Here is a 14,022-nt window from a genome sequence, read left to right on the forward strand (position 1 = left end):
GTCATGGACGGCCTGCGCAGCGATCCGCTGTTCGTCGCGATGACGCGCCCGACGATGCTCGCGGGCGTGCCCTACGGCTTCGTCATCGGCAACGCGGTGGGCATGCTGGAATTGTTCCTGATCTTTCGTACGCCGTGGGTGATCGCGGCGGGTGCGGCCGCGCACCTGGCATGCTGGCTGGCCTGCCTGCGCGAACCGCGCCTGATCGACCTGTGGCTCGTTCGGGTACGACGCTGCCCCCGCGTGCGCAATTATCGGTACTGGCGATGCAACTCGTACCGCGCATAGTTCCCGCACATCGGGCGGCGCAGGAGCGCTCAGCCGGCAGCATGCTGCCCTATGCGGCGCAGATCGACCCGCACACAATCGTCCTGCGCGATGGACGACTGATGCAGGTGCTGCGCCTCGACGGGTTCCTGTTCGAGACGGCGGACGGCGAAGAGATCGACTATCGCAAGGAACTGCGCGATGCGATGCTGCAGGCGATCGGATCGTCGCGCTTCGCCCTCTATCATCATGTCCTGCGCCGACGGGTCGATCCCCACCTTCCGGGCCAGTTCGACGACGCCTTCTCGCAAAGCCTCGACGCGATCTGGCGTGAGCGGCGGGCCCGTCGCGCCTTGTTCGCGAATGCGCTCTATGTGGCGATCATCCGCCGGCCCGAAGGCGGCGCGCGGGGCGTGGGAAGCTGGATCGCACGACGCCTCGCCCGCGATCGGGAGCTGGACGCGCATCGGGCCGCGGAAATACGCGCGCTCGACGCCGCGCGCGAGGCGCTGACGGCCGCGCTGGCCGCGTACCGCCCGGCGTTGCTCGGCACGTACGAAACGCCGCATGGGACGGGCTCCCAGCCACTGGAATATCTCGCCGCGCTCTACAATGCGGAGGCGTTGCGCGTCCGCCTGCCGCACGGCGATGTCGGCGAGCACCTGCCGGGCCGGCGTGTCAGCTTCGGCGCGCAGACACTCGAATTGTCCGCGACCGGGCGCGGGCCGCGCCAGTTCCAGGCGATCGTGTCGGTCAAGGATTATCCCGGCCTGACCGCGGCGGGCATGCTGGACAGCCTCTACCGCCTGCCGGTCGAGCTCACGGTAACGCAAAGCTTTGCCTTCGTCGATCGATCGGCGGCGCTGTCGCGGCTCAACCTGACCCTGCGCCGCATGAAGGCGGCCGACGACGAGGCGCTGGCGTTGCGCGAGGAATTGGCGGAAGCGCGCGATGCGGTGGCGTCCGGCCGCGCCGGGTTCGGCGCGCATCATCTGACGATCGCCGTCCACGCCGACAGCCCTGCGGCGGTGGACGCCGCGGTGGCGGACGTGCAGGCGACGCTGACGGACCTCGGGATGGTCGCGGTGCGCGAGGATGTCGGTCTGGAGCCCGCCTTCTGGGCGCAGTTTCCCGGCAACGAGGCATTCATCGCGCGGCGCGCGCTGGTATCGACGCGCAATTTCGCCGGCCTCGCCAGCTGGCACAGCTTCCCCACGGGGCGCGCGCGCGGCAACCACTGGGGCCCCGCCATCGCCTTGCTGGAGACGACCGCTGCGGGACCCTATCACTTCAATTTCCATCAGGGCGACCTGGGCAATTTCACCGTCATCGGCCCGTCGGGATCGGGCAAGACGGTGGTGCTGAATTTCCTGCTCGCGCAGGCGCAGCGCCTGTCGCCGCGCGTCGTCTTCTTCGACAAGGATCGCGGCGCGGAGCCGTTCCTGCGCGCGATGGGCGGCGTCTACGACGTCCTGCGGCCCGGACAGCCGTCCGGTCTCAACCCGCTGCTGCTGGACGATACGAGCGAAAACCGCCGTTTCCTCGTGGAGTGGATCGGCCGGCTCGTCGACGATGGCAAGCCGCTCGACCCCGAAGATGCCGCCGCGATCGAACATGCGGTCGCGGTGAGCATGGCGGCGCCCCCGCACCTGCGCAGGCTCGGCGCGTTCGCCCAGTTGCTGCGCGGACGCACGCGTCCCCATGCCGGAGACCTCGCCGCGCGGCTCGCGCCATGGATCGGACGCGGCGAGCACGCCTGGCTGTTCGACAATGCGCGCGACACGCTGGGCGTCGACAGCCGGATCCTGGGGTTCGACATGACGAAGCTGCTCGACGACCCGCGCACGCGAACCCCGGCGATGATGTACCTGTTCCACCGCGTCGAGGAGCGGCTGGACGGCAGCCCGACGATCATCGTCGTCGACGAAGGCTGGAAGGCGCTGGACGATGACGTGTTCGTCGCCCGCATCCGGGATTGGGAAAAGACGATCCGCAAGCGCAACGGCATCATCGGCTTCGCGACGCAGAGCGCGGAGGACGCGCTGGAGAGCCGTATCGCCTCCGCGATCGTCGACCAGGCCGCGACGCAGATCTTCATGCCCAATCCGCGCGCCAAGGCAGAGCATTATTGCGGCGGTTTCGGCCTGACCGCCCATGAGTTCGAGATCATCCGCGTGCTGCCCGATACGTCGCGCGCCTTCCTGATCAAACATGGGCGCGACAGCGTCGTCGCGCAGCTGGACCTGACCGGCGAGGCCGATCTGCTGACCATCCTGTCCGGACGCGAGACGACGGTGCGGCGGCTCGACGCGATCCGCGCCGAGGTCGGCGACGATCCCATTCATTGGGTGCCACGCCTGCTGGAGGCGGCATGACCGGCTGCGGCACCACCGATGCGGCCGACCTCGTCCGCAGCCTGCTGACGGTCGCCGATTGCCAGGCGACGTTGCTCGGCCGCGAGGGCTGGCACGCGCTGTCCGGCAGCGGCCTGTTCGCCAGCCTGCTCACCGGCTTGCTTGTCCTCGCGGTCGCCCGGCAGGGATATTCCCTGCTCGCCAGCGGCGGCGGTGTCTACCCTGCCGATGCGGTGCGGCTGCTGGCCAGGATCGGCATCGTCATCGCCCTGGCGACGAGCTGGAACGCTTATGATCGCGTCGTCTATCGCGTCGCCATTGAAGGCCCGGCGGAACTGGCGGGCGTGATCTTCCCCGCGGCTGCGATCGACGGTTCGCGACTGACGATACGCCTCGCCAATGCCTATAGCGCGATCCTCGCCAGCCCCATCGTCGCACCCGCCACCGACCCTCAGCCGCAGGGCAAGCCGGCAATCCCGTCCGAACGGACCGCCGCCGCCATGCCCGGGGGAAGCGGCCTGCCGGGATCGAGCCGCGAGGGTGCGGCGGGCTTGCTGCTGATCAGCGCCGGCGGCACCTGGATCGCAGTGCGGCTCGTCCTCGCGTTGCTGCTCGCGCTCGGCCCGATCGCCGCCGCGGCCGCCTTGTTCGCTAGCTCGGCGGGGTTCGCACTCGGCTGGCTGCGTGCGCTCGTCGGAACGGCGCTGGCGAGCCTCGCCGTGTCGTTGAGCGTGTCGTTCGAGCTGCAGGTCCTGGCAGGCCCGGTCCGCGCCGCCGCACGCGACGGATTGGCGCAGATACCCGGCATCGCACCGATCCTGTGGATTTTCGTGATCGTCGACATTGCCCTGATCGTCGCGGCACAGCGCATGGCGGGCGGCCTCGTCATCCCGCGTGCGGTGCTTCGGATCGTTGCAGGCGAGGGCGCGCCCGCGCGTGCCAATCCTCCTGCCGCGGCAACGATCGACCCGCCGCGGCCGCTCGTACACCGCGCGCCACCCGTGCCGGTCGCGCCTTCGCGTGCGCTCGCCATCGCACGGGCGGCCGATGCGCGGGTCAGCGCCGCCAGGGCCGTTACCATCGCCATGAACGGCAACCACAGCGGCAATGTCATCGAGATCTTCGATACCGGCCAGCGGCGCGGCATGCGGATGGTCGAGGGAGCGTTACGCAGCGCCGGCCGCCGCAGCGTCTCCGGTAAGCGTCTGGAACTGGGATCATGACCGAACAGATCGACAGCACCTATTTCGACCTCGCGCGCGGCTGGGCCGACGAGCGGGACGCTTCGGCAGCCCGCTCGCGCCGTCTCGCCTGGACGATCGCGGGCATCGCCGCCGCGATCGCCGCGCTGGAGGCGGCCGCGCTCGCCCTGGCGATGCCGCTCAAGCAGATCGAGCCGATCGCCGTGCTCGTCGACCGGACGACCGGCAACGTCGAGCGCGTCGACCTGGACCAGCCGCGCGCCCTGCTCGCCAATCAGGCGCTGCAGCAATCCCTGCTCGCGCAATATGTCACGGCTCGCGAAGGCTTCGACCCCGTCGGCATACGTGCCGCCTATCGCAAGGTCGCGCTCTGGTCCTCGGGTCAGGCGCGGGCGAGCTACCTCGAACAGATGCGGCACAATCCGCCCGCGACCATGCTCTCCGCCGCGAAGCGCGAGATCGGCCTTGCGGCCCGCATCCGCGGCATTTCGCCGCTGTCAGACGGCAGTGCGCTGGTCCGGTTCGAGGTCGCGCCGGTCGACTATTCGGGCCGGCTGGGCACGCCACGGCCCTATGCCGCGACCATCGCCTACCAATTCCGGGGCGAACCGCTGGGGATCGAGGATCGGCTCGACAATCCGCTCGGCTTCGCGGTCAAGTCGTATCGCGTCGATGCAGAGACGCCTCCGGCCCCCGCCGCCACGGCACAGCAGGGCGGTGGCCTGTGATCGGGCTCGGCCTGGCCGCGCTTGTCGCGCCGCTGCTCGCGCAGGCCGCGGCAGGGGGGCAGGGGGACCCGCGCTTGCAGCTGGTGTCCTTCGTGCCCGACACGGTGACGACCGTGCCTGTCGCGGGTGGCTATGTCACGACGATCGTTCTTGGTCCCGACGAACGCGTGGTCAGCGTCGCCGTTGGCAATGCGGCGGCATGGGAGGTCACGCCCAGCAAGAGCGGTGATCGGCTGTTCGTCCGTTCGCTGATCGCCGGCGTGACGACCAATCTGGAGGTGGTCACCGACCAGCGGCAGTATAGTTTCCTGTTGCGGCCGACCTTCGCCGCCGATCCACAGGCGGCGTTCCGGCTCGCGTTCGACTATGACCATCCGGCACTGGCGAGCAGACCGGCGGTGGCCGCCGGCGGGCCGATCGAGGCAAAGGTGGACAGTGCGCCGTTCCGATACCGGGTTTCGGGGGATCGGCGCGTGCGGCCGTCGGCAATCGACGACGACGGCGTGCGGACGCGCTTCGCCTTTCCCGATGCGTCGAGCCTGCCCGCGATCTATGCGATAGACGACCAGGGTCGCGAAGTCCTTGTCACCGCGCGACAGGTCGATGACATGTGGATCGTCGACCGCGTTTGGCCGCGCTACGTGTTGCGCCTGGGGCATGCCCGGGCAGAGGCGCGGCGCCTGCCCCCGGTGGCGATCCGATGACCTTGTCGCGTGTCGCGGCGGTGGAGGCCGCCAGCCCCGAAGCGCTGGACGAACGGGATTGTCGGCCGCTGGTTGCGCCGCCCACCGGCGGCGTGCCGGGGTGGGTCCTCGCGCTGCTCGCGCTCGCGCTCGGCCTGACGGTGCTGCTGGTGTTGAACGGACGCCGCACGGCGCGCGTGCACAGCGGCATCGCTGCGACCTATGTCGGACCGGCGACGCCCGCGCTGCCACCCTCGCTGATCGACGCGAGCGCCAGACTGTTGCAGCCCCGTTCCGACGCGGGTTCCAACGCCGGCTCAGCCTCTGCCCGGCTCGACGCCGCGGCCGAGGAGGCGCCCTTCGCTACCCCGATCGCGATCCGTCCCCGCCTCGCCGGCGCGATGCCGCAGGCGGCATTCGATGCGCCGCCAAGCGCCCCGATCGCGGGTTCCGAAGGCGGCCCCGCCGGCATGCGCTTCCCGACCCAGCCGATGCCGGGCGGCCCGATTAGTGCCGCCGCGGGTCGCGGCGTGCCCGCGGGGGGCTCGGCCGTGGTGTACGACGGCGGCCCCGGCACCGCTGGCGCGGGGCTGGGGGACGACAAGCCCGGAGAAGGGGCGGTCCGCGCCAGCCTGATCCGCAATCGCCCTTCCGTCGTCGCCCAGGGCGAGATATTGCCCGCGACCCTGGAGACGCCGGTATCGTCCAGCCGACCCGGTCCAATCCGCGCGATCGTCGCGCGCGACGTGCGCAGCTTCGACGGCAGCCGCGTCCTCATTCCGCGCGGCAGCCGCCTCGTCGGCGAATATCGCGCCGATCCGGCGGCGGGCCGCCGCAGGGTGCTGGCGACATGGACCAGGCTGATCCGGCCGGACGGCGTGGCGATCCGCATCGACTCCCCCGCGGCGGATTCGACCGGCGGCACCGGTATGCCCGGGCGGGTCGATACGCACTTCCTCGCCCGTTTCGCCAACGCCGCGCTTCAATCGGCGCTGCAGATCGGCGTCAATGTCGCGTCGCGGCCGGGCAATGGATCGGTGATCGTCGCCAATTCGTCGCAGGTGTCGAACGTCATGGGCCAGAACCTCGTCCCCGGGGCGGACGAGCCGCCGACGGTGTCGGTGCCGGCCGGCGCCGCGATCGGCGTGTTCGTCGCGCGGGATCTCGACTTTTCAGGCGTGCCGGCCGTCCGATGATCCACGCGCCGATCCTCCCGGACTATCTCGACACCTTCCTCGCGCCGCTCCGCCCTTGGCTGGACGCGGCCGACGTCACGGACCTTTTCGTCAACCGTGCCGGTGAAATCTGGGTCGAACGCAACGGCGACGCAGCCGCTCGGCACGACGTCGCGATTTTGACGGACGACTGGCTGTGGCAGCTCGCGCAGCAGATCGCGCGGGTCGCGCATCAGGGGATCAGCCGCGCCGCGCCGCTGCTGTCGGCCGCGCTGCCGTGCGGAACGCGCGTGCAGGTGGTCGCGCCGCCAGCGACGCGCGGCGGCGTGGCGATGGCCTTCCGGCGTCAGGTCCGCGCCGATGCATCGCTGACCGATCTTGCCCGTGCCGCGCTGTTCGACGGCGCGGTAATGGGCATGGAGGGGACGCGGGATGCGACCCTTGCACAACTCTACGCCGCCGGCGACCATGTCGGCTTCCTCGCGGCGGCGGTGGCGCGGCGGAAGACGATCCTGATCTCCGGCGGCACGGCATCGGGCAAGACCACGCTGGTCAACGCCTTGCTGCGCGAGGTGCCGGCGCATGAACGGCTCGTCGCGATCGAGGACAGTGCCGAACTGATCCTCGGCCATGCCAATGCGCTGGGGCTGATCGCGGCGCGTGGCCGACTGGGCGAGGCCGACGTCGATGCCGACGACCTGCTGCAGGCGAGCCTGCGGCTGCGTCCGGATCGCATCCTGCTCGGCGAGATCCGCGGCCCGGAAGCACTGACTTTCCTGCGGGCGGTCAACACGGGGCATCCCGGCTCGATGACCACAATCCACGCCGACGATCCGGAGCGTGCGCTCGACCAGCTGGCGATGCTCGCATTGCACTCCGGCGCGCGCATCGACGGTCCGGACCTGCGGCGCTACATCGCCCGGCTGGTCGATGTCGTGGTCCAGCTCGAGCGCACGCCGCATGGCCGCCGTGTCACCGCGATCCGCTGGCACGGCGCACCGGAGGCCGGACCCAAGGCGGCCTAGCGCCCGGCTCAGGTACCAGCCGTCACTTTGCCGCGTGGCTCTTCGCGACGCGGCGTTCGACCCACGCATACAGGCTCGGCAGCAGCAGCAGCGTCAGGATGGTCGACGTGACGATGCCGCCGATCACGACCGTCGCGAGCGGGCGTTGCACCTCGGCGCCGGCGCCCGTCGCGATCGCCATCGGAATGAAGCCGACCGAGGCGACGAGCGCCGTCGAGAGCACCGGCCGCAGCCGATCGTGCGCGCCCTGCCGCACCGCGTCCTCCGGAGGCAGCGGATCGCCCTCCCGCCCGTCGCGCAGGCTGTTGATATGATCGATCAGCACCAGCCCGTTGAGCATCGCGATACCGGACAGCGCGATGAAGCCGATCGCCGCGGTGATCGAGAAGGGCATGCCGCGCAGCCACAAGGCGAGTACGCCGCCGGTCACCGCGAACGGGATGCCGGTATAGACGATCGCGGCCTCGCGCACGCTGCCTAGCGCGGCGTAGACGAGCGCGAAGATCAGGATCAGCGCGGCCGGCACGACGATCGACAGCCGCTTCTGCGCCGCCTCCAACTGATGATATTGGCCGCCGAATTCGATGCGATAGCCGGGCGGCAGCCTGACCTGTCCGTCGATCGTCGCCTGCGCCCGCTGGACATAGCCGGCAAGGTCGCTCGTCGACAGGTTGACCATCAGCGCGGCGCGGCGGTTGCCGCCGTCGTGCAGGATCGGCTCGACGATTCGCGTCTGGCTGAGGCGCGCGACGCGTGACAGCGGCACCATGCCGTATTCGCCGACGCGAAGCGGCAGGGCCAGGATGGCGGACGGATCGGCGCGCAGCGATTCGGGCATGCGGATCACGATCGCATGACGTGCCGGCCCGTGCGGGATGAAGCCGACCTGGGCGCCGGCGAGCGCGTCGCGGATGGCGTTGTTCACCTCCTGCGTGCCGAGGCCGAGGCGCAGCAGCGCATCATGGTCCAGTTCGACCACGACGCTCTTCGGACGGCCTGCCGTTTCGAACTCGACGCCCTCGGTCCCGGGCAATTTCTCCAGCAATGCCTTCGCCTTGGCCGCCGCCTTTTCCAGCACGTCGTAATCGTCGCCATAGATCTTCACCGACACGTCGGCGCGCACGCCCTCCAGCATTTCGTTGAAGCGCATCTCGATCGGCTGCGCGAATTCGAAGTTCTGGCCCTTGTAGACGCGTTGCGCGACCTTCTCGATGCCGGCGATCAGATCCTGCTTCGTCTTCGGCTTGCCGTCGCCCTTCGGCCAATCCTTCTCGGGGCCGTAGAAGATGTAGAGGTCGTTCTCGTTCGGCGGCATCGGGTCGGTCGCCACCTCGCTGGTCCCGATGCGCGAGAAGGTGTGCGTGACTTGCGGATAGGCGCGACGGATCGCGACCTCCGTCTGGCGTTCGATCGCCAGGCTCTGCTCCAGCGACATGCCGACCGGGCGATAGACCATCGCCGTGATCGCGCCCTCGTCCAGCTGCGGCGTGAATTGCGAGCCAAGCGACCCGAACGCCAGATAGGCGACCGCGAGCAGTGCCAGCGCAGTGATCGTCAAAATCGCGGGATGCGCCAACGCGCGGTCGAGCACGGGCGTATAGGCACGATTGGCGACGCCGACGAAACCCTTGTCCTGCGTCCCTTCCTCGCCGGCTGGAGCGCGCAACAGCCAGGCCGACAGCGCGGGGACGATGGTGAAGGTCCAGACCAGGCCGGCGCCGATCGCGAGCATCACCGCCTGCGCCATCGGCTGGAACAGCTTGCCCTCGACCCCGCCCAGGCTCAGCACGGGCACGTAGACGAGCGCGATGATCGCGATGCCGAAGAAGGTCGGCCGCGCCACCAGTCGCGCCGCCTCCGCGATGATCGTCCGGCGTTCCTCGCCGTCCAGGTCCTCTCCCTTTTCCCGCCGCCGTACCGCGAGCAGGCGCAGGCTGTTCTCGACGACGACGATCGATCCGTCGACGATGAGCCCGAAGTCGAGCGCGCCGAGGCTCATCAGATTGCCCGACAGGCCGATCGCATGCATCCCGGTCACCGTGACCAGGAAGGCGAGGGGGATCACGAGCGCGACGATCAGCGCGGCGCGCCAGTTGCCCATCACCAAGAGCAGCACCAGCGCGACGAGCAGCGCGCCTTCGCCGAGGTTGCGTTCGACGGTATGGATGGTCCGCTCGACGAGGTCGGCGCGGCTGTACTGGCGATCGATGATCATGCCCTTGGGCAGAGCGGCCTGGATGCCGGGCAGCGCCTTCTCGACCGCCACCGCGGTTTCGCGGCTGTTCTCGCCGACCAGCATCATGACGGTGCCGAGCACGGTCTCGCGCCCGTTCTGCGTCGCCGCGCCCTGCCGCGGGGCGGAGCCGATCACCACATCCGCCAGGTCGCGCACCGTCAGCGGCAGCACGCCGCCGGCGAACTTGACCGGTATCGCGCCGATCTGCGCCGCGTTCATCACGCGTGCGTCCGTGCGCACGGTGAAGCGTTCCGGCCCGCGGCTGATGATACCGCCACCGGCATTCTCGACATTCTTCGCCACCGCCGCCGCGAGCTCGCCGGCGGTGACCCCGTGCATCGTCAGCCGGACGGGATCGGGCTGGACGACGAACTGTTCCTCCAGCCCGCCGTTCGAATTGACGTCGGCAACGCCCTCTACCGCGCGGAGCATCGGGCGGACGGTATATTCCTGCGCCTCGTACAGCTCCATCAGCTGCCGCTGTCCGTCCATTCCGGGCGGCGGGCGGCGCCATTCGAGCGTGTAGTAATAGATTTCGCCTAGCCCGGTCGTGATCGGCGCGAGCTGCGGTGTGCTGCCGGGCGGCAGCTGGTCGCGCACGGCGTTGAGGCGCTCGGTGACGAGTTGCCGCGCCTTCAGCTGATCCGTGCCGTCCTTGTAGAGCAAGGTGACCTGCGACAGGCCCGTCTTGGTCAACGAGCGCGTCTGGTCCAGCCCGGCTTGGCCCCCCATCGCCCGCTCGATCGGTAGCGTCACCAGCCGCTCGATCTCCTCGGGCGCGAGCGCCGGGACCTGCGTGTTGATCTGGACCTGGACGCCGGTGATGTCCGGGATCGCGTCGATCTGCAGGTTCGCGAACGACCAGAGGCCGATCGCCGCGATCAACGCGGCCGTCAGCGCCACCGCGAGACGGTGGTGCGTCACCCAGAGAAGCCAGGTCTTCATCGCGTCAGCGCGTTGCCGCCGTTGAGCGCGCGCAGTTGCAGCAGCGCCTCGATCGCCTCGCGACGCGTGTCGAGCACCGCGTTCGTCGCCTCGACATACGCCTGCTGCATCTGCGTATAGGTCGTCAGCGGGATTGCCCCCAGCCGGTAATTGCGGTCGGCATCCTCCGCCGCCGCGGCGAACCGCCGCGCGGAATCGCCGTCCCATTTCGCCAGCGCCTCGCGCTTCGCCTCATATTGGGCGGCCTGGTCGAACACGTCGCGGGCGATCCGCCGCTCCGCATTGATGAGCGTCGCATTGGCCTGCGCCTGCTTGCCCTCCTCCACGGCGACGTCGCCGGCCTGGCGGTTCCACAGGGGAATGCTGGTCGACAGCCGGACGCCGTAGTTGGTCTCGCGGATGTCCGATCGCGCGCGATCGTAATAGGGGCCGACGCTGACCGTCGGGATCCGCGCCTTCCGCGCCAGATCGACGCGCAATCCCTGCTGCTCGAATTGCGCGCGCAGGGCTTTCAGCTCGAAATTGTTGGCCGTGGCGTTGGCGGCGAGCATCGTACCCGCCGGCAGCGCCGGCAGCGCCATGTCCGGCCGAATGATGCGGATGCGCGCCGCGAACGGGGCTCCGCGCAGCTGGTTGAGCTCGTAGAGGATGGAATTCGCCTCGGCATCCGCCGCCGCCGCGCTGCGTTCCGCGCCGATCGCGCTCGCCTGCAGCGAACTCGCCTCCAGCTGCGGCGCGGGGCCGGCGGGATCGCGGGACACGATGACGCGGGCGAGCGTGCGCATCCGCGCCGCGACGGTGCGCGCGGCAGTCGCCTTTTCGTCCGCCGCGAACAGGCCATAACCGAGCGAGCGGACCCTGGCCGCCAGCGTGGCGTCGAATTGCTGAAGCCCGATCTTCGCCAGCGCCACCTGCCGCTCCGCGATCGCGCGCCGCAGGGCGATGCGACCGCCGAACTCGATCGGCTGGACCACCGATACCGCGTAGGTGATCCCCTCGCCGGTCAATGCGCCGGAGGTGATGTCGTTGGCACGACGCTGGCCGAATTCGACCACCGCCTCCGGATCGGCCCAGCGACCCGCCGCCTGCCGTTCGACGCCGGCCGCATCGATCTGCCGCTGGTAGAACTGGCGTTCGGGGTTGTTGGCGATGACGTCCTGGGTCAGCGCGTCGAGGGAAATGGCCGGCGCGGTCTGAGCCAAAACGGGTGTCGCGACGCACAGCAACAGGGGAAGCGCGGCCAGCCGCATGCAAGTGTCTCCGTGTCCCGCCCCGCGTCCGCCGTAGCGGGATGGGTCCTTCGACGTCGACTAAAACCGTGTTCAGATTTCGATGGTCAGTTGACGGACATGGCCCGGCGGCCGACACGCACGGGCATGACCCAGATCCTGCTGATCGAGGACGATGCGGTGACCGCCGATGAAATCCGACTCGAGCTGACATCGGCGGGCCATGGCGTCACGCTTCGCACGACGCTGGTCGAGGCGGCATCGGTCGCCCGCGGCGGCGGCATAGACCTGCTGATCGTCGACCGCCAGCTGCCCGACGGAGAGGGGCTGGTGCTGATCGAGACGCTGCGCGGCGAGGGGCGGCGAACGCCGGCGCTGGTGCTGAGCGCACTCGGCAGCCTCGACGATCGCGTGCGCGGCCTGCGTGCTGGGGGGGACGATTATCTGGCCAAGCCGTTCGCGCTGGTCGAGCTCGTCGCCCGGGTCGAAGCGCTGCTGCGCCGGCCGGATGAAAGCCGCGACACCCGCCTGATCGCCGGGCCGCTCGATCTCGACCTGCTCGCCGGACGCGCGACACGCGGCAATCGACCGCTCGAGCTGCTGCCGCGCGAATTCAAGCTGCTCGACTATCTCGCCCGACGCCCCGGCCGGATCGTGACGCGGTCGATGCTGCTGCAGGACGTCTGGGGCTATACGTTCGAACCGAACAGCAACGTGGTCGATGTCCATATCGGGCGCCTGCGTCGCAAGGTCGATGCCGAGGGCGAGGTACAGTTGATCCGCAATGTCCGCGGCCAGGGCTACATCCTTGATCTTCCCCACTGATCCGCGACGCCGCGCGACATGGAGATGGGGCGGCGCGCTCGCCGCGCTGCTGGTGCTGCAGTCGCTGGCGCTCGCCGCCGCCTTCTGGGCGCTTGCCAACGGCAGCCACCGACGTGCGATCGAGCATGCGCTCGCCGACGATTGCACCTTCTTTCGTCTCACCCCGCCCGAAGAGCGCGGCGAGGAACTGCGCGAGAAGCTCGCGCGCGATATCCACCGCGACCGGTTCCTGGGCCTGTTCGACGCCAAAGGCGCGCTGATCGCGGGCAATGTCGCCCGGCTGCCCGCCGAAACGCCCGCCGGGGCATCGTTCGTCGCCGACGTCGCGCCGACGGAACTGCCGGGGAAGCGCATCGACCAGGCGCGCGTCACCGTCTGCCCCCTGTCGGGAGACATGCGTCTGCTGGCGGGCGTCGACCTCGACGACACCGAGGAGGCGCTGCGCCTCGTCTGGCGGTCGCTGCTGCTCGGGCTGGTGCCGGGGCTGGTGCTCGCGCTGGGCTTCGGGCTCGTCGCGGGGCGCCGCGCCGCGCGTCAGGTCGATACGGTGCGGCGGCTGACGGAGCGGATCATGTCCGGCGATCTCACGCAGCGCCTGCCGGTGGCCGCGCACCCCGACAGCTTCGGCGTGTTGTGCGCGCACATCAACACGATGCTCGATCGGTTGCAGCTGCTGATCACGGACATGCGCGGCGTCGGCGACGACATCGCGCACCAGATGCGCACGCCGCTGACGCGCCTTCGCGCGCGCCTCGATCGCGGTCTGCGGGACGCCTCGACCGCGCAGGATTTCGCCGCGGTCGCCGACCAGGCGCTGGTCCAGGTCGATGCCCTGCTCGGCATCGTCGCCGCGCTGCTCCGCCTGCGCGAGCTGGAGGACCATGCGCGTCGCAGCCGTTTCGCGCCCGTCGATCTGGCGACCCTCGTCGACGACGCGTGCGACCTCCATCGCCCCTTGGCGGAAGATCGCGGGATCACGCTCGCGTGCGATCTGACGCCCGTCGGCACCGTCCATGGCGATGCCAGCCTGCTGATGGAGGCCATCGCCAACCTCATCGACAATGCGATGAAATTTGGTCCGCCTGGCGGCACCGTGCGCGTCGTGCTGACCGCCTCCAGCGAGGGCCCGGTCGTCACCGTCGCCGACGACGGGGCGGGCATTCCCGCCGACGAACGCGCGCTCGTCACGCAGCGTTTCTATCGTGTCCGCACCGACCGGGAAGGCGCAGGGCTTGGCCTCAGCCTCGTCAAGGCGATCGCCGATCTCCACGGCTTCAGGCTGCGCTTCGCGGATAGCGAAAGTGCGGTGTCGCTGATCTGCACGCGATGACGGCCGACGCGCGGACCTTGGGT

Annotated in this window: 11 protein-coding genes; 9 read left to right on the forward strand and 2 right to left on the reverse strand. The window is 69.8% G+C overall.

Annotated features, from left to right (window positions below; genetic code table 11):
* The first annotated feature begins 3 nt into the window (after positions 1 to 3).
* Genes IQ292_RS13750 through virB11 form a run of 7 tightly spaced genes read left to right on the forward strand, consistent with a single transcriptional unit; the run spans position 4 to position 7,434 of the window.
* Positions 4 to 288 carry a VirB3 family type IV secretion system protein gene (locus IQ292_RS13750; protein ID WP_203310885.1) on the forward strand — a complete coding sequence of 95 codons (285 nt, stop codon included), beginning with the start codon at positions 4 to 6 and terminating at the stop codon, positions 286 to 288.
* A complete protein-coding gene (locus IQ292_RS13755) occupies positions 267 to 2,642 on the forward strand; it encodes a VirB4 family type IV secretion/conjugal transfer ATPase (protein ID WP_203310886.1) in 2,376 nt (791 codons plus the stop codon). The genes IQ292_RS13750 and IQ292_RS13755 overlap by 22 nt, the downstream gene beginning before the upstream one ends.
* Complete coding sequence (locus tag IQ292_RS13760; RefSeq protein ID WP_203310887.1) at positions 2,639 to 3,844, forward strand: type IV secretion system protein; 1,206 nt, start codon at positions 2,639 to 2,641, stop codon at positions 3,842 to 3,844. The genes IQ292_RS13755 and IQ292_RS13760 overlap by 4 nt, the downstream gene beginning before the upstream one ends.
* Positions 3,841 to 4,551, forward strand: a complete 711-nt coding sequence (locus tag IQ292_RS13765; protein ID WP_203310888.1) for a VirB8 family type IV secretion system protein — start codon at positions 3,841 to 3,843, stop codon at positions 4,549 to 4,551. The genes IQ292_RS13760 and IQ292_RS13765 overlap by 4 nt, the downstream gene beginning before the upstream one ends.
* A complete protein-coding gene (locus IQ292_RS13770) occupies positions 4,548 to 5,255 on the forward strand; it encodes a TrbG/VirB9 family P-type conjugative transfer protein (RefSeq protein ID WP_203310889.1) in 708 nt (235 codons plus the stop codon). Before IQ292_RS13765 ends, IQ292_RS13770 begins: the two co-directional genes overlap by 4 nt.
* Positions 5,252 to 6,430, forward strand: coding sequence for a TrbI/VirB10 family protein (locus IQ292_RS13775; RefSeq protein ID WP_203310890.1), 1,179 nt, complete (start codon positions 5,252 to 5,254; stop codon positions 6,428 to 6,430). The genes IQ292_RS13770 and IQ292_RS13775 overlap by 4 nt, the downstream gene beginning before the upstream one ends.
* Positions 6,427 to 7,434, forward strand: coding sequence for a P-type DNA transfer ATPase VirB11 (virB11, locus tag IQ292_RS13780; protein ID WP_203310891.1), 1,008 nt, complete (start codon positions 6,427 to 6,429; stop codon positions 7,432 to 7,434). Before IQ292_RS13775 ends, virB11 begins: the two co-directional genes overlap by 4 nt.
* A gap of 22 nt (positions 7,435 to 7,456) precedes the next feature.
* On the opposite strand, the gene IQ292_RS13785 is transcribed toward virB11, so the two are convergent.
* Positions 7,457 to 10,615 (reverse strand): efflux RND transporter permease subunit, encoded by a 3,159-nt coding sequence (locus tag IQ292_RS13785; protein WP_203310892.1) that lies wholly within the window; start codon positions 10,613 to 10,615, stop codon positions 7,457 to 7,459.
* Positions 10,612 to 11,865: a TolC family protein gene (locus tag IQ292_RS13790; RefSeq protein WP_203310893.1), complete on the reverse strand. Its 1,254-nt coding sequence runs from the start codon at positions 11,863 to 11,865 to the stop codon at positions 10,612 to 10,614. Before IQ292_RS13790 ends, IQ292_RS13785 begins: the two co-directional genes overlap by 4 nt.
* A 126-nt stretch (positions 11,866 to 11,991) precedes the next feature.
* Between IQ292_RS13790 and IQ292_RS13795 the strand changes: the two genes are divergently transcribed.
* Positions 11,992 to 12,669 (forward strand): response regulator transcription factor, encoded by a 678-nt coding sequence (locus IQ292_RS13795; RefSeq protein WP_203310894.1) that lies wholly within the window; start codon positions 11,992 to 11,994, stop codon positions 12,667 to 12,669.
* On the forward strand, positions 12,653 to 13,999 hold the full coding sequence (locus IQ292_RS13800) for a sensor histidine kinase (protein WP_238941097.1): 1,347 nt from the start codon (positions 12,653 to 12,655) through the stop codon (positions 13,997 to 13,999). Before IQ292_RS13795 ends, IQ292_RS13800 begins: the two co-directional genes overlap by 17 nt.
* Positions 14,000 to 14,022: the final 23 nt, after the last annotated feature.

This window comes from Sphingomonas beigongshangi (assembly GCF_016820445.1).
In the GTDB taxonomy this organism is placed as follows: Bacteria; Pseudomonadota; Alphaproteobacteria; order Sphingomonadales; family Sphingomonadaceae; genus Sphingomonas; species Sphingomonas beigongshangi.